Raw genomic sequence first — 21,189 nt, 5'->3', positions numbered from 1 at the left:
TCCCTGCGCTCGGGTCGATCCTCCCAGTCTGGCGCTGCCGGGCAGATCAGGCGTCGTACGCGAAGAGCGTCGCGCCCGCCGCGTTGCGCACGACGGCGTGGTGGCCGTCGGTCACGTCGAGCTCGACGTGCAGTGCACCCGGCCCCGTGCGCGCGCGAGCCGTGTAGGCGTAGCGCGTGTTCGTCAGCCCGGTGGTCGTGGTCACCGCGTCCACGAGCCACGGGTGGCTGCGCCGCAGCGCGAGGAGCTGCTGGTGGACCCGGAACATCCACGCGCCCCCGGGCGGGAGCTCCGCCGGGGAGTCCGGCATCGCCGGGCGGACCGCGTCGTCTCCGCCGAGGCGCTCCTCCTTGGTGCCGGTGAACGCCTGCTCGTCGCCGTAGTAGACGGTCGGCACGCCGGAGACGGTCATCAGCACGACGAGCGCGAGCACCGCGCCCTCCGCGCCGACCGTCGTCGCGATGCGCGTGACGTCGTGGTTCCCGACGAACGTCGCCGGCAGCTGTCCCTCCGCGAGCTGCAGGTGACGCGTCAGCGCCCAGTCGAGCTCGAAGAAGTTCCGGTCGGCGAGGCTGCTCCAGATCGCCTTCCACAGCTCGTACTGCGTGATCGACTCGATGCCGGAGGCGGCGGCGAACGCCGCGTAGTCGCCGTGGATGACCTCGCCCAGGACCCAGGCGTCCGGGTGCGCGGCGCGCACGCGCGGGAGCACCTGTGCCCAGAACCGCGGCGGGACCGCGTACGCGGCATCGAGCCGCCAGCCGTCGGCGCCCCGGTCGAGCCAGGTCGTCATGACGTCGGTGACGTAGTCGGCCACCGCGGGGGAGTCGTGGTCGAGCGCGACTAGCGACGCGTGGCCCTCGAAGTCCGCGGTCCGGGGTGCGAGGGGGTCGGACCAGTCGATCCGGAAGAAGCGGGCGTACTCACCGTCCGGCCCCTCCGCGAGCGCGCGGCGCACCCAGGGGTGCCCCGCGCCGACGTGGTTGAACACCCCGTCGAGCACGACGCGCAGGCCGCGCTCGTGGCAGCCGGCCACGAGCGCGTCGAAGTCGGCGAGGTCACCGAGCCGGGGGTCGATGCGGTACTGGTCGACGCTGTCGTACCCGTGCGTCTCGGAGCTGAAGACAGGGCCGAGCAGCAGGCCGCCGACCCCGAGCTCGACCGCGTAGTCGAGCCACGCGGTCAGGCGCGCCAGCCGGGGCTGCGCGTCGTGCGCCGTGCGGATCGGCGCGCCCGTGAAGCCCAGCGGGTAGACGTGCCACCAGGTGCCGTGCTCGGACCGGTCCATGCGACCTCCTCCGTTAGTGAATCGGATTCACTAACACGCCGACCGTACCGGACCGCGCGAGCGCACCGCAACGGTCCGGCGCCGCGCCGGTGGCGTGCGCTCCCGTACCGGGCGGTCGGGCTAGGCGCCCCAGTCGCCGAGCGCCCCCTCGAGCGCGCCGACGGTCGCGTCCAGCAGCGGCTGACGACCGTCGGCCGGGGACCCCTCGCGGACCCACCGCAGGCACGCGGCGTCGAGGAAGCCGAAGAACCCCCACAGCGCGTACTCGTGCCGCGCCGTCGAGCTCGGGGCGAGCAGGTCGCGCAGGCGCTGGACGTACTCCTCGCGCGCGCGGGTGCGGACCTCGACGGTCGCGGTCGGCTCGCTCCCGACGCCGCTGAGCGGCAGAGCCCACGCCTGCGGGTGGTGCGCGACGTGGTCGAGGTACACCGTCGTCGCGACCGTCACGCGGTCACGGACCGGGGAGCCCACCGGCAGGTCCGCGAGGGCCGCGGCCTGCGCGTCGAGCAGGTCCTCGACCGCAGAACCGACGACCGCGGTGTACAGCTGGTCCTTGCCGGCGAAGTAGCGGTAGAGCAGCGCCTCCGACGCGCCCGCGAGCCGGGCGACCGAGGCGATGGTCACGTCGCGGTACGGCTCGCGCGCGAACGCCTCGGCGGCCGCCGCCAGGATCGCCTCGCGTCGGGCGTCGGGGTCGAGCCGCCGACGGGGGACCCGGTCCGTCCGTGCCATGCGGCTCACCCTAGCCACGCGTCCGGGAGCGGTCCGCTCAGGCCGCCCGCCCGCGCGTCGCAGCCCGCCGCTCCTCGCCCGCGCCGGCCGGTCCGCGGCTGGTCGAGGTAGGCGACCCGTGCGAGCGGTGGCTGACCGGCTCGAGCGGTCTCAGCCGGCGTGGTCGTGCCCCTCCGCGTGGACGAGCTCGCCCTCCCAGGCCTCCTTGCCCTCGTGGACCGCGAACGCGGCGATCACGAAGGCGGCGACCGGGTCGAGCCACGCGGCTCCCGTGAGCTGGTACAGCACCACGCCGGCGAGCGTCGAGACGCTCAGAAGCACGCAGATCCGGGTCTCGGCGGCGTCGGCGAGGATCAGGTCGTCGCCGAGCGCGAGGCCGACCCGACGCTTCTTCGCCGCGAGGACCGGCATGACCACGATCGAGGCGACCAGCAGCAGAACGACCGGGGTGGACGTGCCGGGCGCCTCGCCGCCGACCAGGCTCCGCACGCCCTCGACCGTGACGTAACCAGCGAGCAGGAAGAACGTGGCCGCGACGGCGCGCAGGGTGAGCCGCTCCTTGCGCTCGTCCGGCTCCCCGTGGCGGAGCCGGCCCGCGAGACGGAGCCCGACGAGCACGGCCGCGACCGACTCGATCCCCGAGTCGATGCCGAACCCGACGACCGACACGAGCCCCGCTCCCAGACCGAGCGTGACGGCGACCGCGCCCTCGACGACGTTGTAGGCCACGGTCAGCTGCGCGAGCCGCAGGCCGCGCCGGGTCAGCCGCTCGACCTCCGGCGCGTCGAGCTCGCGGGTCCCGCTCACGCGGATGCTCCGTCGGCGCCGGCGCGCGCGGTGGATCCGACGCCGGACGTCGGGCACAGCGCCACGGCGTCCCCGGTCAGCGCGAGCAGGCGTTCCGCCGACGCGAGCAGGTCCATGAGCGCCTCCGGGTGCGTCAGCCGGAACGCGGACGCCCGCCCGTGCGGACGCGACGTCACGAGGCCGCAGTCCCGCAGGCAGGCGAGGTGCTTCGACACGGTCGACTGCGCGAGTCCCAGGTGCTCGGTGAGGTCGACGACCCGGTGCTCGCCGAGCGCGAGGTGGCGCAGGATCGTCAGGCGCGACGGGTCGCTGAACCCGTGGAAGAGGCAGGCTGCCGCGGCGAGAGCGGGCGCCTCGTCGACGGGCATAGGATCGCTGAGCACCACTGTCATCGCCATCAGGCGATGCTAGCGGAGCGGTGGCGGGGGTGCGCGTGCGGCGACGTGCGATGGGCTCGACCACCGCAGGACGCGCGCCGCACGCAGGACGCACGGCCGGCGCGTGCCTCGTTCGTCGTCCACCCCCAGGGCCGGGATGCTGCTTCCCGCCGGTCGACGAGTCGGCGTCGGAGTGCGTGCCGCCCGCTCTCTCCCGCGCGGGCCGGTCAGGCGAGGGTGCCGGGGTCGGTGTTGGCGCCGCAGATCACCACGGCGACCCGCTCGTCCGGTGCGGGCCGGTACGCGTTGCTGGTGAGCCCCGCGTAGGCGGCGGCCGCGCCGTGCTCGACGGCCATGCGGTGGTCCTGCCAGAGGGCCGTGCGGGCCGCCAGGATCGCCTCGTCGTCGACGAGGACGCTGACCGGCCGGGTGCGTCGGGCGACGTCGAAGGCGATGCTCCCGATGCGCCGGGCGCCCAGCGAGTCGGCGGCGACGCCGGAGACGGCGACGTCGACCGGCTGACCGGCCTGCAGGGCGCTGTGCAGGGTGGGGATGCGCTCGGGTTCGACGGCCACGACCCGGGCGCGGCCCTCGGCTGCGGCGGCGATGCCGGCGAAGAGCCCGCCCCCGCCGACGGCGACGACGATGGTGTCGACGTCGGGGACGTCGGTGAGGATCTCCTCGCCGATGGTCCCGGCGCCGGCGGCGATCTCGGGCTGGTCGTACGCGTGGCAGAACAGTGCTCCCGCGGTGCCGGCGAAGTCGACCGCCGCGAGGTACGCCTCGGCGTACTCCTGTCCGACCTGCCGCACGGTTGCCCCGTACTCGCGGAGCCGGGCGACCTTGACGGCGGGCGCGGTCTGCGGGACGAAGACGGTCGCGGCGACCCCGACCCGGGCGGCCGCGTAGGCGTGGGCGAGGCCGGCGTTGCCGCCGGACGCGGCGACGACGCCGATCGCGGGGTCGAGGGTGCCGGTCTCGAGGCCGGTGAGGATGCGGTTGACGGCCCCGCGCGTCTTGAACACCCCTGCCAGCTGCAGGAACTCGCACTTGAGCCACAAGTTGCTGGTGGCGGGGTCCACGGCGATCACGGGCGTGCGGCGGACGTGCCCGCGGATCCTCTCCTGGGCGGCGAGCACGTCGTCACGGGTGAGCACGGGTCCTCCTGCGGGTGTGGCCGGGTGCGTCGTCATGCGCACCACTGTCGCGGTCCCGGGGCCGGCGCGCACGCGACGCGCAGCTCAGAAGAGGTCGGCGTACCCGAGCCCGACCAGGTGGTCGTGCGACATCCGCAGGGACTCGAACGGGTCGCGCCCGTAGGTGTCGTCCTGCTCGACGAACAGGTACTCCGCGCCGCTCGCCAGCGCCTGCTCCACGATGGGCGACCAGTCCAGGTTCCCCTGCCCGACCTCCGCGAACTGCACCACCTCGCGGAACTCGCGCATGAACCCGGCGACGTCGCCGGCGCCGAGCAGGTCCGCGGCGGTCGGCGGGAGCAGACCGATCCGGTAGTCCTTGAGGTGCACGAGCTTCACGCGTCCCGCGTGCCGGGCGAGCGTCGTGACGGGGTCCTGCCCGCCACGGTGGACCCAGTGCACGTCGATCTCCATCCCGAGGTCCGGTGCGGTGTCGGCGATGACGTCGAGCATGAAGCGGCCGTCGAGCTTCGCGAACTCGATGTGGTGGTTGTGGTAGTAGAGGTCGATGCCTTCCGCCGCGAGCTGCGCGGCCGCCTCGTTCGCGCGGCCCGCGAAGTCGGTCACGAGCCCCAGCGAGCCCGCCGCCTCGAGCGGCAGCATCCCGATCCGCACCATCGTGGTGCCAAGGGTCCGGCAGTCGTCGACGATCTTGTCGAACGTCGTCGTCAGCGACTCCGCGCCGACCGTCTGCGGCGTCAGGCTCGCGGACAGCGCGGCGATGCGGACGCCGAGCTCGTCCTGCGCGCGGTGCATCGCGGCGACGTTCTCGGGGGTCATCGCGACCTGGGAGATCTCCACGGCGTGGTAGCCGAGGTCGCGGACGCGCCGCAGGGTCTCGTACGTGCCGAGCTGGGTGAACGCGCTCTTGATCGTGCTGGCCTGCACGCCGATGGTTGCCACGAGGTTCTCCTCCTGAGGGGTGGGTGCGGGACGGTCCTCGACGAGCGAGCCGCCACGCGCGGGGGCCGCCGGGGTGGGGGCCGGGGACGCGGGGAGTCAGAGGGTGACCGGCTCTCCCGTGCGCGCGGAGTCGTAGATCGCGCGGACGAGCTCGACGGCACTGCGCCCCTCGTGCCCGTCGACCAGAGGCGCCCGGCCCTGCTCGACCGCCTCGACGAGGTCGAGGAGCTGCGCCCGGTGCGCGCGCCCCCAGGTGTCGGCCGGCGCGGGGCTGTCGTCCGCGCGGAGCTCGGCGGTCACGGCGCGGGAGGACTCGTCGACCGCCCTCGTGGCCGCGCGGGTCCCGCCCGTCGCGACCTGCACGGCGTGCGCGTTCGCGGCCTCGCCACCCCGGTCGGCGCCGTCGACGGTGGCCAGCACGGCGAGGCGGTCGCCCTCGATGACGGCGCCACCGCGCGTGCCGTGGAGCGCGAGGCTCGCGGGGAACCCGGGGTAGGCCGCGGTCGACGCGACGACGGAGCCGACGGCACCGTTCGCGAACGTGACGGTCGCGCACACGACGTCCTCCACCTCGATGCGCTCGTGCGCGGCGGTGCGCGCCTGGGCGTACACCGTCCGGACCGGCCCGCACGTCCAGCGCAGCAGGTCGAGCGTGTGCACGCCCTGGTTGACCAGCGCGCCGCCGCCGTCCATCGCCCACGTCCCACGCCACGCGCCGGAGTCGTAGTACTCCTGCGTGCGGTACCAGGGCACGCGCGCCTCCGCGAGCACGAGCCGACCGAGCTCCCCGGCGTCGACCGCGGCCTTGACCGCCTGCGACGCCGGGTCGAACCGGTGCTGCGAGATCACCGCGAGCCTCGTGCCGGAGGTCGCCTGAGCCGTGAGCAGCCGGTCGCACGCCTCGAGCGAGACGTCCATCGGCTTCTCGACGACGACGTGCTTGCCGGCCAGCAGCGCGGGCACGCCCACCTCGGCGTGCAGCCCGCTCGGCGTGCACACGGTCACGGCGTCGATCGTCGGGTCCGCGAGGACGTCCTCGTAGGGCCGCGCCTCGATCCCGAGCTCGCGCCCCAGGGCGAGCGCCCGCTCCGGCAGCACGTCCGAGCAGGCGACGAGCTCGGCGTGCTCCGGCAGCTCGAGCAGCGCTCGGGCGTGCGTGGGCGCGATCACCCCGCACCCGACGAGCGCGAAGCGCATCCGGCTCACCGGGACGGCACGGCGTCGGGAGCGATCTCGCCGGCGTGACCGGACAGGACCCACATGGGCGGACCTCCAGGGGAGCGTGATGGGCGGGTCGCAGCCGCAGCGGAGACGACAGGACGGTGCTCGTGACGCTACGGAGCGCCTCGTCGCCCCAGCAACCGATTGCCGTGTGTTGCCTCGGCGGTGACGTGCTCAGCGGCAACTGGAGGCAACCGCTTGCTGGATCGATCGTCGGGCTGTGTGGATGGGACGACGCTCGCCCGGGACAGCACGCAGAGGAGAAGCTCATGGCCGACAGCGCCATCCGGCTCGGCATCATCGGACTCGGCCAGCAGGGCGGCATGTACGCCGGGCTGATCACGGAGGGCCGCGTGCCGCACATGACGCTCGGGGCGATCTGCGACACGGACCCCGCGAAGCGCGAGAAGATCCGGGCCACATACCCCGGCGTCCCCGTGCACGAGGACTACCAGGCCATGCTCGCCTCGGGCGACGTCGACGCCGTCGTGACGACCGTGCCGCACTACCTGCACCCGGAGATGGGGATCGCCGCCCTCAGCCAGGGCGTCCACGCGCTCGTCGAGAAGCCGGCGGGCGTCTACACGCGCCAGGCCACCGGGCTCATCGAGCTCGCGGCGACGAAGCCCGAGCTCACCTTCGGCATCATGTTCAACCAGCGGATGAACCCGCTCTACCAGCGGCTCCAGCAGATCGTCGCGAGCGGTGAGATCGGGCGCGTGCTGCGCAGCCACTGGACGATCACCACGTGGTGGCGCCCGCAGGGCTACTACGACTCCAGCGCCTGGCGCGCGACCTGGGGCGGAGAGGGCGGCGGCGTCCTGGTGAACCAGGCGCCGCACCAGCTCGACCTGTGGCAGTGGATCTGCGGCGTGCCGCAGAAGGTCTACGCCAAGCTCGGCTACGGCGTGAACCGCGACATCGCGGTCGAGAACGAGGTCACCGCGCTCGTGGACTACGGCGACGGCGTGACCGGCACGTTCGTCACCTGCACCTACGACATCGCGGGCACCGACCGGTTCGAGATCCTCGGCGACCAGGGCAAGATCGTCGTCGAGGACAGCAAGCGCGCCGTCGTGACCCGTCTGCGCAAGCCCGAGGCCGAGCTCAGCGCGGGCATGGGCATGGGCGACGTCATGCGCCTGTTCACCGGCGAGGTCGACCTCGACACGCTGTACACGCAGGAGACGATCGAGCTCGAGTCGCCCTTCGGGCAGCAGCACGCCGACGTGCTCGAGAACTTCGCCCTGAACGTCCTCGACGGCACCCCGCTCGTGGCGCCGGGGGCCGACGGCATCCACGGGGTGCGGCTCGCCAACGCGATCCACCTGTCGAGCTGGCTCGACCAGGAGGTCGCGCTCGACTTCGACGAGCGGCAGTACCTCGACCTGCTCAACGAGCGGATCCGCGCCGAGGGCCTGTTCCCCGCGCGCGAGGGCTGACCGCAGCCCGTGCGGGCGAGCCCACGGCGTGGGCAGCGGGGCACGCGAGACGACCAACGGCCCCCGCCCAGCGTCTCCGCTGGGCGGGGGCCGTCGAGGTGGGCGTCGACGCCTCACCCGTGCCGTCCCGGGGGCTGATCACGCGTACGGGATGCCCTCGCTGTCGAGGAGCCCGGTGAACGCCCGCGTGGCGCGGGCGAAGTTGTCGGGCCCGGACAGCGCCCCCCAATCGTTGTACTCGCCGAGGTGCGGCTCCATCGAGAAGAAGCCGTCGAAGCCGTCGGCGGCCAGCGCGCGGACCGTCTCGCGCAGCTGCCCGTCGCCCTCGCCGGCCGGCACGACGTCGCCGGTCGCCAGGACCGCGTCCTTGACCTGGACGTAGTCGGTGTACGGGCGCAGCCGGGCGTAGCCGTCGGTGAACGGGGTCACACCGACCTGGACGTAGTTCGCGGCGTCCCAGGCCAGCCGGAGCGACGGTGAGCCCACCGACTCGACGATGTCGAGGACACGGTCGGGGACGTCGCCGTAGATGTCCTTCTCGTTCTCGTGCAGCAGCACGATCCCGGTCGGCGCGGCCCGCTCGGTGAGCGCCGTCATCCGCCGGAGCACCTCGTCGCGGTGGTCCGCAGGCGCCTGGTCGGGACGCAGGAAGAACGAGAAGATCCGGATGAACGGGGCCTCGAGACGCCGCGCCACAGCCAGCGCCCGGTCCGCCCGCACGAGGTGGGCGTCGAAGTCGTCCTCGATGTTGATCTTGCCGATCGGTGAGCCGATCGACGACACGGACAGGCCGTGCGCCGCCAGGATCGCGGCAGCCTCCTCGACCTGCTCGTCGCTCAGGTCCAGCACGTTGGTGCCCCAGGCGCTGCGGAGCTCGATGTGCGTGATGCCGAGCTCGTCGAGCGTGGCGCACTGGGTCTCCAGGTCGGGGTCGATCTCGTCGGCGAAGCCGGACAGGGTCCACATGGTGGTGTCTCCTCGTGTGATGGGGTCAGACCGCGCCACGGTCGCCGAGCACGGCGTGGTCGAGCGCGGCCTTGCGTGCCTCGGACTCGTCGCGGACCTCGCGGAACCGCTGGTCGGTGAGCGGGTAGGTGATGAACACGATCATGGCGAGCACCGCCGCGACCGCCGGGACCAGACCGAAGACCACCTTGATCGCGAGCAGCGCCGACTCCGGCTGGTCCGGGGTGGCGACCTCGGTCGTCGCCGACACGTACCCGCCCAGCGCCAGCGCCCACGCCGTCGCGGCGCCGCCGATCGACTGGGTGAGCTTGCGGGTGAAGGAGAAGATCGCGTAGGTCGCGCCCTCCGACCGCACCCCGGTCTTCCACTCGCCGTACTCGACGGTGTCGGGCTCGAGGGCGAACATCATGGTGTTGATCAGGGAGAAGCCCACCCCCTTGATCCCCAGGCAGAGCAGCGCCAGCCAGATCATGCCGTTCGGCGTGAGGAAGAGGCCCACACCGCCGACGACCGTCAGGAAGCCCGCGTACTGGAACAGCGTCTTCTTGCCGAACCGGGCGATCAGCTTCGGGCAGAAGGGCGTGATGAGGATCTGCACACCCGTGCTGAGCAGCGCAACCTGGAAAGCGAGCCCCGGGTCACCGAGGATGTACGTCGCGTAGTAGAGCGTGGCGCCCGTGACGGTGTAGTAGCCCATCAGGTAGAAGAAGCTGGCGCCGCAGAGAATGGCGAGCGGGCGGTTCTGGCGCAGCGTCGCGAACGTCTCCTTGACGGTCACGCTGGGCGAGCGCCGGACCACCGTCTCGTGGCACCACAGGAACGTCAGGCCGAACGCGATCGTGCCCAGCACCAGGAAGAGCAGGGTGATGTTCGTGAAGATGGCCTGGGCCCGCTCGAGGTAGACCTCGGGGGACAGCGTGTCCTTCTGCGCGCGCAGGGCCGAGATCTGCGGGGCGATGATGTAGCTGATCAGGACGCCGCCGGCGGCCGCGCCGAGCGTGCGGGCCGCGACCAGCTTCGCTCGCTGGTGGACCGACTGGGTCATGGCGGAGGCGAGCGAGCCGTACGGGATGTTGACCAGCGAGTACAGCAGCCCGAGGACGGCGTAGGTGAGGTAGACGTAGAGCAGCGTCCCCACGTCGTCCAGGCCGGTCGGCACGCGGAAAGTCAAGAAGCTCATGAACAGCAGCGGCACGGCGAAGAAGAGGATGAACGGGCGGAACTTGCCCCACCGCGTCATCGTCCGGTCGACCGCGCGACCGGCGATGATGTCGGCGAAAGCGTCCCAGAGCCGCACGACGAAGAACATCGTCCCGACCGTGGCGGCGGTCAGTCCGGCCACGTCGGTGTAGTAATACAGCAGGAACGTCGAGCCGAGCGAGAACGCGAGGTTGCAGCCGAAGTCACCGAGGCTGTAACCGACCAGCGCCCTCCACTTCAGCGGGCGGCGGGCCGCCTCCTGCTGCTCGGCGATTGCTGTGGTCATCGGATGCTCCCCGTCGGTGGATGTCTGGCTCCGTCATCACAGCCTTCGGGCCGGAGGTCGGCAACGAGTTGCCACAAGTTGTCGGTGGCCCAGCGGAGCCCCCCGGAGAGGCCGTCGTCGTCGCAGGCGTCAGGCTCGAGGCTGGGCGTTCTCGGCATCGGTCCGGAGCGACTCGCGTCGGGGACCGGAACAGCGTTCAGCGAGGTCCGCGGCCCTGGCTCGCCGGGTGCTGGGTGCGTGGTTCGCGCCGATGCTCCATCGCCTCGGCCGCGGCCGGGTCACTCATCGGGCGCGGGCGCAGAGCAGGGCGATGTCGTCGTCGTGGGACGCCGGGCGAGCGCCGACGTGCTCGAGCAGGGCCTGGGGTCCTCGGGCGGGGTCGTGCTCCTCGACGCGGCGCACGAGGCGTTCGAGGTCGGTGGTGAGGTCGCCGCCGCGCGTCTCGACGAGCCCGTCGGTGTAGAGCAGGAGGCTGTCGCCCGACGTGAGCGTGATGCTGTGGTCGTGGCGCTCTGCTCCGGGTCGAGCGCCGATGAGGAGGTCGGGTGGCGCGTCGAGCAGCACCGCGCGCCCGTCGGCGCGCTGCAGGACGGGTGGTGGGTGACCGGCGTTGGACCAGAGCAGGAGCCGGCTGCCGTCACCGGACCTCCTGACCTGAGCCAGGACGAGCGTGGCGATCGCGTCGAGCCGGAGGTGGTGCAGCGCGTCGTCGAGAGCTCCGAGGACGACCGCCGGCGACTCGTGCCTCGTCTGGGCGATGCCGCGCAGGATGTTCCGGACCTGCGCCATCGCAGCGGCGGCGTCCTGGTCGTGGCCGGCGACGTCTCCGATGACGAGGTGGGCCGTCCCGTCCGGGGTGTGGAAGACGTCGTACCAGTCGCCACCCACCTGAGCGACGCGCTGGGCGGGCTGGTACGAGACCGCGAACTCCAGGTCGTCGCTCGGGGGCGGCGAGGTGAGCAGCCCACGCTGCAGCGTCTCGGCGATGCTCTGCACCTCAGCAGCGCGGTGTCGCTCGGCGTCGCGCACCTGGAGCCGGTCGAGCGCCTGGGCGCACTGGGCCGCGAACGCCCGCAGCAGCTCGACCTCCTCGGCGGGGAACGCCCGCTCGCTCACGAAGGCCACGGCGATCGACCCGAGCAGACGAGGACCGATCTGGAGCGGGAGCACCGCCCAGGCGTGCGTGGGCTCGACGGTCATCGCCATCGCGTCGAGCAGACCCGGGTACCCGGCAGCCGCGGCACGGTTCGGGATGAGGACGAGGCTGCCGCGAGCCGCGATCGAGGAGGGCATCGGCCCGTCCAGCGGCAGCTCCCCGAACGCACGCTGCACGTCACCACCGAGCGAGGCGGTGACGGTGAGGTGCAGCACGTCCCGGCCTGGTGCGCGCACCGCGATCGAACCGCCGCTCGCGTCCAGAACAGGGAGCCCGGACCCGAACACCACGTCGATCAGCTCGGCGACCGTGTCCGCCGACCCCACCCGGAGGCTGACGTCCGCCAGGCTCGCCAGGCGCCGGCTGGCGACGTCCTTGGCGCGCAGTGCGGCAGCGAGGTCCTCGGCGCGCGCGAAGAGGTCCGCCTCGACCTCCGTCGCACGGCGCTCCCAGTGCTCACCACGCGCCCGTTCGACGTCGTGGCGACGGCTCTCCTGCATGAAGTCGGTGACGTTCTCCGCGCGTTGCACCAGGAGCACCACCCGGCCCGCGGCGTCCAGGATCGGGACGCTGATCAGTGACCAGTACCGCTCCACCATCCCGCCCGTCTCCGGGTCGGGCACGTCGTACTTCTGGAGCGGCATGGGGTCGGGGCGCCCGGTCGCCACAGCGCGGTCGAACGAGGTCCGGATCCACGGGACGCCGTGCTCGTCGAGCGTCTCCGCGGTCGGTGGGAACGCCTCGAACACCGGTATCCCGACGATCTCCTCCAGCGTCCGGCCGACGTTGGCGAGGTACGCCCCGTTGGCGTCCAGGATCCGGTAGGCGGGCGCGACCGGCGACATCACCAGGTAGGACGTCGGGATCTGTGCGAACACGGCGGCGTGGTCGACGACGACGTCACGACCGACACCGTCGGGCTCGGCGTCGTCGTGCGTCCGCCCCACGCCGCGTGACGCCTCGGTCTCACTCACGTGCACTCCGTCCCGTTCGGCTGCGCGGTCGCCGGCGACGAGGCAGACGGCTGTGAGCAAGGTCGTCGCGCTCAGGCATTCTCGCTCCTCGCACCGGTGGTCCACCTGTCGGCGAGGGGGGGACGTCTCTGAGTGATCACCCGCGGGGGGCCTCAGTGGCGAGCCGAGCGGCGAGTACGATGCGGCGATGCGAGAGCTGCGGTGACGGACGACGGGCCGCTGCGGCTGCGCCCGGGGGGCGATCTCTCGCTCGACCCCGACCTCCACGCGCCTGCGGCGGCTCGGCGCCTCGTCCGGGAGCTCCTGGCCGGTGCCGGGCACGACGCCTGGATCGACGCGGCAGAGCTCGCCGTGAGCGAGCTCGTCACGAACGCGGTCCTCCATGCCCAGACGGCGATCGAGGTCTCCGTGGCGGTGAGCCCGCAGGACGTGCGTGTCGAGGTCCGCGACTACAGCCCCACAGGACCCAGGCAGCGGAGCTACGGCGCCCAGGCGACGACGGGCCGGGGCATGGGGATGGTGGCCGCCATGACGGACCGGTGCGGCGTGATCCAGCTCGACGACGGCAAGGTCGCCTGGTTCACCCTGACCGGCGCGGCGGCGGAGCCCACTCTCGAGGAGGTCCTCGCCGCCTTCGAGGAGGAGCAGTGGGAGGTCACCCCGAGCACCCCGTCGAACCGGCCGGCGGTGGATCCACCACCCCCGACCGGCCGGGTCGTGCTCGAAGGGGTGCCGCCGACGCTCTGGATGGCGGCCCAGGAGCACCACGACGCGATCCTGCGTGAGCTCCGTCTGTACAGCGCGAGCCACCCGGAGACCACGTTCGACTTCGCCGGTGCCGAGGTCGCCCGTACGGCGGTCCTCGACCTGGTCGCCGTCGAGGCGCAGGAGGCTCCCCGGGGCACCGGGCGCCGGGTGACACTCCCCGAAGGGCACCCCAGCCCGCTGCGTGAGGTCCGGGCGCCCGTGGACATCACCCTGCAGGTGCTGCCGGGCGCCGCGGCCTCGTCCGCCGCCCTGCAGGACGTGCTCGACGCGGGGGAGCAGCTCGCTGCTGACGGTTCGCTCCTGGCTTTCCCCGGCCAGCCCGAGATCGTCGCCGTCCGGGACTGGGTGTGCGAGCAGGTGCAGAGCCAGCTGCGCGGGGTCCCGCCGCGGCCGTGGGCCGGCAGCGCGCACACGCGTTTCGAGGTCGACGCGGAAGCCGTGCGGTCGAGCGCCGAGATCGCGACGATCATCGAGCACGTCCGGTCCAGCCCTCGAGGGGTGGTGGCCTCCGATGCCCGCAACCGCATCCTGGCCGTGAGCGCCGGGCTGGCCGCCTCCCTGGGCTGGGACGTCGACGACCTCGTCGGGCGACGCATCGTCACGCTCATCCCACCGTCCCTGCGCGAAGCACACATCGCCGGCTTCAGCCGGCACCTCAGCACGGGCCGAGCCCACGTGCTCGGGGTGCCGCTGGAGCTGCCCGTCCTGCACGCCTCGGGCCACGAGCTGCCGTGCGACTTCCTCATCGAGCAGGTCGGCGCTGGAGCCGGCCAGTCCCTGTACCTGGCGTGGATCGACCCGCGGGACCCGGGAGAGCGGGGCGAGCTCCCGAAGGATGTCGCTGACGCCGGACCCCGGCGCTAGCCGTACGCCCCGGGCGGGGGCCATCAGGAGCACGACGTCGGTCAGCGTGCGTGCAGGCCCCGCAGCGTGACGAGGATCACCGGGTCGCCCAGCAAGCCCATGGTCTCTGCACGGAGCCGTCCGCCACATCGTGGGCGGGCGCCGCGGCCGCGCTGCGCCTGATCCCGACCTACGCGCACGATGGGGGTCGAGGTCAACGGGAACGACGTCGTCCTCGTCGTCCAGGTGCCGCCCGCGGCGCCGGAGAGGGACGACGACATCGACGACATCGTGCTCCAGCTCGAGGTTCTCCTCGGTGAGGCCGTCGCTGTCCGCACCCGCATCGACGTCCGCCCGGCCTGCACCCTCTCGCCCTCCACCGGGGTCGACGACCGCGTCCGGTGGTTCTTCGCGAGCCGGTACGTCGGCGAGGACTGACGACCCCGCTCGAGCAGGAACTGACGTCGCCGGCCGGCGCCCGCGTACATGTACTCAAACGATCGTTTGAGTACACCCGGCGGGTCCTACAAGCTGCCCGCGTCAACGGATGATGAGTGCCATGCGCGTTCACGAGGGAGAGCTCTACGCGATCCCGTCCGGCCCCTACCGGCCAACTTGGGGTCCGGTGGCGCGGGCATCTCGCCGCGGTGCGGTGTTCACGCTCGTGCTGCTGCCCTCCTCCGAGACATCCCCCGGGGCACCGCCCGTGCTCCCGGAACCAGCAGCCGCGCTCGGAGCGGTTCACTGCCACACCGGCACCCTGTCCACGTCCGAGTGGCAGCCCGTCGCTCCCGGGCCAGCCTTCGACCGGGACACATGGGCGGTCAACCGCTGGCGCTGGCGCGACGATGTTGGCGGATGGGCGTACCTGACCTATGCCGACGACGACCCTTCGGATCTGATCGATCTCCGCTACGACGACGAGGCCGAGTCGAGCGCCCTCCCCTTGGACGCCGGAACTCTGGCCGCCGAGCACGTGAACGGCCTCTGCGTCCGGATGATCACCGAGCGCGTGCGTAGCGAGCTCGTGGAGACGGTGTGGCGCGTCGACCCTCGGGGCCTGCACGCCTGGCGCGAGGAGATGCCCGACGAGTACGGCCCCTGGGTCGACACCGTGCTCGAGCTACCCGGTCCGAGCACCGCGTCTGACATCAGCAGCATCCTGCACACACGCTTCGGCGGCTCCGACGTCGACCTCTCGCTCCTGGACCACTTCGCAGACCGCGCCCACCACCTGCTGCGCGCACCGCGCGACCTCCCAGCGCACTCGCTGGCCTCCCGCCGAGCGCATGCACTTAAACGAAGGTTTGAGTACATGTCTCAGGGCCAACGGCGGTGCTTAGGTGTCAGGTGAGGCCCAGGACGCGAGGCGCCGCTGCGCCCGACGGATCACCGCTGCGGGATTCCCCCGGGAGAAGTGGCTGCAGGACTTCGACTACACCGCCAACCCCCACATCCAACCCGCCCTCATCGCCCAGCTCGCCGCCTGCGCCTGGGTCGCCAAGGGCGAACCGCTGTGTCTGATCGGGGACTCCGGCACCGGCAAGTCCCACCTGCTCATCGGCCTCGGTGCGGCCGCGGCGATGGCCGGGCACCGGGTCAAGTACGTCCTGGCGGCCAAGCTCGTCAACGAGCTCGTCGAGGCCGCCGACGAGCGGGTCCTGTCGAAGACCATCGCCCGCTACGGCCGGGTCGACCTGCTCTGCCTGGACGAGCTCGGCTACATGGAGCTCGACCGGCGCGGCGCCGAGTTGCTCTTCCAGGTCCTGACCGAACGCGAAGAGACCAACTCCGTCGCGATCGCGTCCAACGAGTCCTTCTCCGGCTGGACCAAGACCTTCACCGACCCCCGGCTCTGCGCCGCGATCGTCGACCGCCTCACCTTTGGCGACAACATCATCGAGACCGGCGCCATCTCCTACCGGCTCGCCCACGCCCGCGCACAACGAGCAGGGCAGGGCACAGAGCGGTCCCCTACGCCATGAGGTCTGCCCAGCGCACCGCATCCTCCGCAACGACGAGGACCCGACCGTCGTCAGCCGTCCACTCGCTGATGTTCCCGCGTCGCCGCTTCGTGTTCCGGACCGTTGGCGTTCCAGAGGCGAACAAGCGGGCTGCTTCCTCCGGCCCGAACCAGGTGAACCCGCAGTAGCCACCGCAGCCGCAAGGGTCCCAGGCCACGCGCGCCCCATGCTTCAGAAGAGCATGCGCCTGCCCTTCACTGATGCTGCTCTTGCTCGGGCGCCAACGCGTCCCTTCGGGGTCAGTAACGCCGCCAGACTCTGGCTCGCTGACCGTCGGCTGCTCAAGCACCTCTCGAACCACGTCGGCGAAGGACTTGCGGCGGTCCGGCTTCCTGCTCACGCATCCACGATAAGCGCCCAACTGCTGCAGGAGATGGGGCCAAGTAGGCGACGGCCGCGAGCTCGCGCCGAAGGCTCCTGAGCCGACCGTTCACCACCTCACGGCCGGCAGGTGGGGCCAAATCAGGTCGTCACGGTGGGGCCAAGTCGAGTTGACACGGCCACGCTGCGCGGTGCGCTGTGCCGCGCAGCCCGCGGGTGTTCGCCCCCTCCCGCCGCTCCATCATCGCCTACGCGCCCTGCCCTGCAAGCGGCTGCGCCGCCGGGGGCGGAACGAGCTCGCGCGGCGGTCGCTGCGCTCCCTCCATCCGCGCGACCCCCCGCAGTCACCCGCTCTCGTGCAAGTTCCGTGTGAGTCGACACATGAACCGGGCAGCGAGTGGCACTGTGGCAGTCGTGGGGACACCGCTTCGCGGGCAGGGCGCACTCCGCCTGGCTCTCCCCATCGGCGCGCGAGGCGAAGGAGAGGAGTGCGATGAAGAAGCAGTGGGCCATCCTGGGGATCGCAGCACTTGTCGCGCTAGCGGGCGCAGCAGCCGTAAGAGGATTCGGGTCAGGCGGACCCGGTGGAGCGTCGAACGTTGAGATCCCACCCCAAGGCCCCTGGGTCGTGTCCATCACAGGGAAGGTCGAGCCCGCCCTGGGATGCTTCGACGACCCGGCTGTGCAGACCTCAGTCATGAGCGCCGACATGCCCACGACCGGGGCATCGGGCCGCCTGAAGCCAGACGCCGACATCGAGGACGTGCGCCGGCTCGTCGAGTGCTTGGCAAGCCGTATCGACGCCGAGGCGATCGACGTCCGTACAGCGGAGTAGACGGCCCGGGAGCGGGCGACGCTCCCGGGCCGTCGTCGGACTACTGCATCACCCAGCCGGTATCAGCCAGGATGTCGAGCACCTGGGTGCTGAACACCGTGACGCTGCATACGCGGCCTCCCTCAGCGCCTGGGAGACCGGAGCAGGTCGGAGGGCTGTTCTGAGGGATCGCGGAGATGACGGTGGCGGCGTACCGCTTGAAGCCCGTGCTTGTGCTCGACAGGACATACCCCGGACCGCCGCTGTCCCCCTTGCCCGCTGCAGGGACTCCGGCGTTGTTGACGGTGGTGATCCCCTTGATGTTGGTGAGGTCGCCACCGAGCGAGTAGTAGGTGTACTTCTCCGTCACGATGTTCCCGCAGACCAGCCCGGAGTAGGAGCCGGAGTAGCAGAGCTCCTGGCCCACCAGCGGCGCAACCATCCCGTTGATGGGCGTGTACACGGTGGAGTTCCAGCCGCTCGTCCACATGTAGGTGAAGGACGACCCGGTGTCGATGATGGCGCCGTCGTACTGAGTGGATCGCGCGACGATGTTGCCGAAGTTCGTCCACGTGGTGCCGCCGAGCTCCTTGTCCCAGGCGATCCACCTGCTCCCACTTCCCCCGCAGTGCGCGGCAGTCAGCAGCCCAGCGCCACCGCTCGGATTCTTCACGGCGAACGCGCTCGTGCACGCCCCAAGCACGTCCAACCCGTTGTAGCGCCAGATCCGGGCCCCTCCGAGCCGGTAGAGGTCGAGCTGGCGGGACGGTGTGGGATCGGCAGCGGTGACCGGGGCGTCGTCCTTGAAGGTGACAGGGACGTCGGCGAAGGCAGAGACAGTGCCTTCCGGGTTGGCGGAAGAGCGCTGGGCAACACGAGTCCCAGAATCGGCGCGGGCGAGGCTTACGGTGAGCCCCGAACCATCCGCGAGCACGCCGGCTGAGGCGACGGAGACGCCCGCGGCACCCGCCACGAGCTGCTGTGCCTTGGTGCGCAAGTCCTCAGGGGAGTAGGTGCTGGCCTTGATGCTCACCGAGGCCCCGGCCGCCTTGGCTGCCGCGACCGCTCCGTTGAGCTCGGCGGTCCGTCTGCCGTGCCAGTACACCTCGATCTTCGTGCGGTCCGTGCTGACCCCAACGGACGCCAGCTTCGCGTGGTCACCAAGCTTGAGTGCGAGGTCGTTCGCGGCCTGAAGCAGGCCTTCCGGGATCACCGGCAGAGCGAGTTCGTCCAGTTCAGGCGCGTCTGCGCCCGGCACGGCAGGCGACAGTGATGTCGCTTCGACCTTCAGCCCTTGCTGGTCATCAGGAGTCGCCGCGTTCGCGCTCATCGGTGCCGCAGCAGCGATGAGAAGAGCGAAAGCAACGGAGACGGTGGCGAGGCGTGTCTGCCTCATGCGTGATCCTCCTACTTTTGGGCGCGAACGAGCAGCCTCGATCTCCGCCCCCTGCGCGGCATCTGGCCCAGTCATCTCCTGAACTACTGCGTCGGAGATGCCCCATTTGTTACTCGTGCGCGACGAACCACCCACACCGCCGATTGGGTGAACAGCGGCACTCAAGACACGGCCGGGCCGACGCGACGTCGCGCCTGCCGCCTGCCGGATCTCTCGCGGCAAGTCGCCTGAGGGGCTCCTAGCTGTACTCGGCCATCAGGTTGGTGACAGGCGGCTGATGGGCGGTAGTCCTCCGAGGACGCTGTGGCGCCTGCCACGTGTGGTAGTGCTCGAGCCAGGGGGCAAGAGCGGCGGCGCGTTCGGCGTTGCTGATGAAGACCTGGCGGTAGGCCCACTCGGTGGCCATGGTGCGGTTCGGTCTGGGAGCCGAAGTTCGACGGGTTCCTGCACTGCACCTGGTCCGTGCCGTCGACGGGACCGCCGGCGGCTCGGCCCCTCCGGTGGTCAATTCCCGGGCACCGTCTGTGGCGCCAGAGGATGTGTCTGCGGGAAGACCTGCAGTGCGGGACCGCTCCCTGGGGGACCCTCGAGGACCCGGCGGCTCTGCCCAGTGAGGGGGTCGGCAGCGACGAGCGCGGCCATGCGGGTGTCGCGACTCAGCTCGATGAGGCGCTCGGTCGCGATCAGCTCGCCGCCGCGCACGTCGACGACCTGGAGGTCGTCGTGGGTGCCCCTGCCCAGCCGGGTGGCTGTGCCGTTCGACACGTCCCACCAGGCGGCCTCCGGTGCATTGACACCGAAGGTGCCCGCGACGGTGCGGTCGCCGACTCGCCACGCGCCGCCGAGCGTCCCCGCTTCGGGCATGCCGGAGAGTCGGCGTGGTGTGCCTTGCCCGACCGGCACGAGCCAGAACTCGCTCGGCTCGCCGACGACGAAGTCGGTCGCGCCGCTCTCCGCGCACTCGTGGAGCACGTCGGTGTCGCCCACCCACATCCAGGCGCGGCACGCCGCCGGTCGACCCGGGTACGGGGACGGCATAGCCAGGGACGCCAGGCCGTCGGTGCGCAGGACCCGGGGGCCGGTGGAGTCGTTCAGCAGGAGCCGCGTGCGGTCTGGGTGGGGGAGGAGAACCTCGGCGCCGTACTGCGCGACGAAGGCAGGGATCTGCGAGCTGGGCACGCCGTCGATGGACGAGCGGCGAAGGTTCACGCCCTCCGGACGTCCAGCCCAGCCGTCGAACGAGAAGACGTCGGACGTCCCGTCGCGTGCAAAGAGCGCGTCATCGCCCAGCGTGGGCCCGCGATCGCCCGTGAGCAGGTCCGTCACCCACGTCTCCCCGGAGTCCATGGACTCTTCCACGACCAGCGCGCTGCCGGGGAGCCAGTCGCGGATGACAGCCCCCAGCAGGCTCGGTGCCGCCGGTACGAGGTAGAGACGCCCCTCAGGGCTCCACAGGTAGTACCCGGCGGGAGCGACGACGCCTTCGAAGCCGACGTAGGTGGGATCGATGTAGGTGACGAGCCGCCAACGCGCGTCAGTCGTCTCCAGCATCTCGGGAGGCATCGGTTCTGCTTCCTCGAGCGCGAGCGTCTGCATCGGAGTGGCGGAGCTGGCAGAAGGCGTCGACGACGCAGTGGGAGCCGGTGTGGACGGCGAGGTGGTCGGCGACGCCGTGGCGGTAGCCACGGGCAGTGGACGGGCCGGTGGTTCGGGTGCAGGTCCTCTCGTGGCGTGAATACCGACGGCGAGCCCACCCAGCACGGTGAGGGCGGCCACGCTGCTCGACGCGGCTCGGAAGGCGCGGCGACGGCCCACCCGGCGCGCGATCGCGTCGGACTCGCGTCCGGGATCGGGCGCGGTGGCGTCCGCGAGGCGGCGCTCGGACTCGGCGAAACCGCGCAGCGCGGCGGCAAGGTCATCGGTCACGACCGGCTCCTTCTCGTGTCGTTGAGGTGCACGGTGGTGGCCTCGCCGGCCCCGTCGTGCAGAGTGACGCGGAGCTTGCGTGTGCCGTCCGCCAGGTACCGCTTCACCGAGCCCTCGCTGATCTGCAGAGCGGCGGCGACCTCGGAGACCGGGAGGTCGTCGAAGTGGCGGAGCACCACGCAGGCGCGCTCACGCGGGGACAACAGGACCAGCGCTGCCGCGACGTCGGTCGCAGCCGTTCCGGCCTCCTCAGCTGATCTGGCCGGTGGTTCACCGGCGAACAGGTGAGCCTTTTCGCGCCAGGTGCGTCGCCGTCGCGCCTGGTCCAGGTAAACCGTCCGGATCGCCTGCCGGACGTAGCCCTCCGCCGCGTGGACGTCGGTGACCACCCGGGGGCGCGCGAACGTGCGTACGAGCGCCTCATGCACGAGGTCCTCAGCGTCGCGACGGTCTACGACGAACAAGCACCCGTAGGCGATTAACGCCGAGCGTCGCTCCAGGACCATCTGGTCCAGGGTCTTCCTCCAGTGCGCCACCGGCGTCCTTCCA

General features: G+C 71.7%; 20 protein-coding genes and 1 pseudogene. 6 read left to right on the top strand and 15 right to left on the bottom strand.

All coding sequences use genetic code 11. From position 1 onward, the window contains the following. Nucleotides 1–46 precede the first annotated feature (46 nt). The 7 genes from NXY84_RS11690 to NXY84_RS11660 all read right to left on the bottom strand — a co-directional run bounded on the left by NXY84_RS11690 (nucleotide 47) and on the right by NXY84_RS11660 (nucleotide 6,500). Nucleotides 47–1,288: an alpha-amylase family protein gene (locus tag NXY84_RS11690; protein WP_258723271.1), complete on the bottom strand. Its 1,242-nt coding sequence runs from the start codon at nucleotides 1,286–1,288 to the stop codon at nucleotides 47–49. A 120-nt stretch (nucleotides 1,289–1,408) separates the two neighbouring features. Next, nucleotides 1,409–2,020, bottom strand: a complete 612-nt coding sequence (locus NXY84_RS11685; protein ID WP_258723270.1) for a TetR/AcrR family transcriptional regulator — start codon at nucleotides 2,018–2,020, stop codon at nucleotides 1,409–1,411. Between the two features lie 150 nt (nucleotides 2,021–2,170). Continuing rightward, entirely contained in the window at nucleotides 2,171–2,827 is a 657-nt protein-coding gene (locus tag NXY84_RS11680) for a cation transporter (RefSeq protein ID WP_258723269.1), read from the bottom strand. Next, complete coding sequence (locus tag NXY84_RS11675) at nucleotides 2,824–3,225, bottom strand: ArsR/SmtB family transcription factor (protein WP_396126201.1); 402 nt, start codon at nucleotides 3,223–3,225, stop codon at nucleotides 2,824–2,826. The genes NXY84_RS11680 and NXY84_RS11675 overlap by 4 nt, the downstream gene beginning before the upstream one ends. Nucleotides 3,226–3,431: 206 nt before the next feature. Beyond that, nucleotides 3,432–4,361, bottom strand: a complete 930-nt coding sequence (locus tag NXY84_RS11670; RefSeq protein ID WP_258727193.1) for a threonine/serine dehydratase — start codon at nucleotides 4,359–4,361, stop codon at nucleotides 3,432–3,434. 84 nt (nucleotides 4,362–4,445) lie between these two features. Then, a complete protein-coding gene (locus tag NXY84_RS11665; protein WP_258723268.1) occupies nucleotides 4,446–5,303 on the bottom strand; it encodes a sugar phosphate isomerase/epimerase family protein in 858 nt (285 codons plus the stop codon). 96 nt (nucleotides 5,304–5,399) lie between these two features. Beyond that, nucleotides 5,400–6,500 (bottom strand): Gfo/Idh/MocA family protein, encoded by a 1,101-nt coding sequence (locus NXY84_RS11660; RefSeq protein ID WP_258727192.1) that lies wholly within the window; start codon nucleotides 6,498–6,500, stop codon nucleotides 5,400–5,402. A gap of 293 nt (nucleotides 6,501–6,793) precedes the next feature. On the opposite strand from NXY84_RS11660, the gene NXY84_RS11655 reads away from it, so the two are divergent. Beyond that, nucleotides 6,794–7,966 carry a Gfo/Idh/MocA family protein gene (locus tag NXY84_RS11655; RefSeq protein ID WP_258723267.1) on the top strand — a complete coding sequence of 391 codons (1,173 nt, stop codon included), beginning with the start codon at nucleotides 6,794–6,796 and terminating at the stop codon, nucleotides 7,964–7,966. Between the two features lie 138 nt (nucleotides 7,967–8,104). Here NXY84_RS11655 and NXY84_RS11650 read toward each other — a convergent pair whose 3' ends face one another. From NXY84_RS11650 to NXY84_RS11640, 3 genes are all read right to left on the bottom strand, one after another. Beyond that, nucleotides 8,105–8,932, bottom strand: a complete 828-nt coding sequence (locus NXY84_RS11650) for a sugar phosphate isomerase/epimerase family protein (RefSeq protein WP_258723266.1) — start codon at nucleotides 8,930–8,932, stop codon at nucleotides 8,105–8,107. 25 nt (nucleotides 8,933–8,957) lie between these two features. Beyond that, nucleotides 8,958–10,418, bottom strand: coding sequence for a glycoside-pentoside-hexuronide (GPH):cation symporter (locus NXY84_RS11645; RefSeq protein WP_258723265.1), 1,461 nt, complete (start codon nucleotides 10,416–10,418; stop codon nucleotides 8,958–8,960). A gap of 282 nt (nucleotides 10,419–10,700) precedes the next feature. After that, complete coding sequence (locus NXY84_RS11640) at nucleotides 10,701–12,548, bottom strand: SpoIIE family protein phosphatase (protein ID WP_258723264.1); 1,848 nt, start codon at nucleotides 12,546–12,548, stop codon at nucleotides 10,701–10,703. Nucleotides 12,549–12,749: 201 nt separating this feature from the next. Between NXY84_RS11640 and NXY84_RS11635 the strand changes: the two genes are divergently transcribed. The 4 genes from NXY84_RS11635 (at nucleotide 12,750) to istB (ending at nucleotide 16,144) form a co-directional block, all read left to right on the top strand. Beyond that, on the top strand, nucleotides 12,750–14,180 hold the full coding sequence (locus NXY84_RS11635) for an ATP-binding protein (RefSeq protein WP_258723263.1): 1,431 nt from the start codon (nucleotides 12,750–12,752) through the stop codon (nucleotides 14,178–14,180). 180 nt (nucleotides 14,181–14,360) lie between these two features. Further along, entirely contained in the window at nucleotides 14,361–14,597 is a 237-nt protein-coding gene (locus NXY84_RS11630; protein WP_258723262.1) for a hypothetical protein, read from the top strand. Nucleotides 14,598–14,718: 121 nt separating this feature from the next. Next, nucleotides 14,719–15,513 (top strand): hypothetical protein, encoded by a 795-nt coding sequence (locus NXY84_RS11625; RefSeq protein WP_258723261.1) that lies wholly within the window; start codon nucleotides 14,719–14,721, stop codon nucleotides 15,511–15,513. Next, a complete protein-coding gene (istB, locus tag NXY84_RS11620; RefSeq protein WP_309484988.1) occupies nucleotides 15,503–16,144 on the top strand; it encodes an IS21-like element helper ATPase IstB in 642 nt (213 codons plus the stop codon). The genes NXY84_RS11625 and istB overlap by 11 nt, the downstream gene beginning before the upstream one ends. On the opposite strand, the gene NXY84_RS11615 is transcribed toward istB, so the two are convergent. Further along, entirely contained in the window at nucleotides 16,134–16,523 is a 390-nt protein-coding gene (locus tag NXY84_RS11615) for a hypothetical protein (RefSeq protein WP_258723260.1), read from the bottom strand. The two genes, istB and NXY84_RS11615, sit on opposite strands and share 11 nt — an antisense overlap. Before the next feature lie 474 nt (nucleotides 16,524–16,997). Here NXY84_RS11615 and NXY84_RS11610 point away from each other — a divergent pair, with 474 nt between their 5' ends. Further along, nucleotides 16,998–17,339, top strand: a complete 342-nt coding sequence (locus NXY84_RS11610; RefSeq protein ID WP_258723259.1) for a hypothetical protein — start codon at nucleotides 16,998–17,000, stop codon at nucleotides 17,337–17,339. Between the two features lie 40 nt (nucleotides 17,340–17,379). On the opposite strand, the gene NXY84_RS11605 is transcribed toward NXY84_RS11610, so the two are convergent. The 4 genes and pseudogenes from NXY84_RS11605 to NXY84_RS11590 all read right to left on the bottom strand — a co-directional run bounded on the left by NXY84_RS11605 (nucleotide 17,380) and on the right by NXY84_RS11590 (nucleotide 21,176). Then, entirely contained in the window at nucleotides 17,380–18,714 is a 1,335-nt protein-coding gene (locus NXY84_RS11605) for a S1 family peptidase (RefSeq protein ID WP_258723258.1), read from the bottom strand. A gap of 255 nt (nucleotides 18,715–18,969) precedes the next feature. After that, nucleotides 18,970–19,135, bottom strand: a pseudogene (locus tag NXY84_RS11600) (integrase core domain-containing protein); the annotation flags it as partial. A gap of 83 nt (nucleotides 19,136–19,218) precedes the next feature. Further along, a complete protein-coding gene (locus NXY84_RS11595) occupies nucleotides 19,219–20,640 on the bottom strand; it encodes a hypothetical protein (RefSeq protein ID WP_258723257.1) in 1,422 nt (473 codons plus the stop codon). Further along, nucleotides 20,637–21,176: a sigma-70 family RNA polymerase sigma factor gene (locus NXY84_RS11590; RefSeq protein ID WP_258723256.1), complete on the bottom strand. Its 540-nt coding sequence runs from the start codon at nucleotides 21,174–21,176 to the stop codon at nucleotides 20,637–20,639. The genes NXY84_RS11595 and NXY84_RS11590 overlap by 4 nt, the downstream gene beginning before the upstream one ends. Between the last annotated feature and the right edge of the window lie 13 nt (nucleotides 21,177–21,189).

The sequence above is a fragment of the Cellulomonas sp. NS3 genome (assembly GCF_024757985.1).
Classification (GTDB): Bacteria; Actinomycetota; Actinomycetes; order Actinomycetales; family Cellulomonadaceae; genus Cellulomonas_A.
The sequence above is the reverse complement of the archived record's forward strand: the minus strand, read 5'-3'. Positions and strand labels throughout refer to the sequence as shown.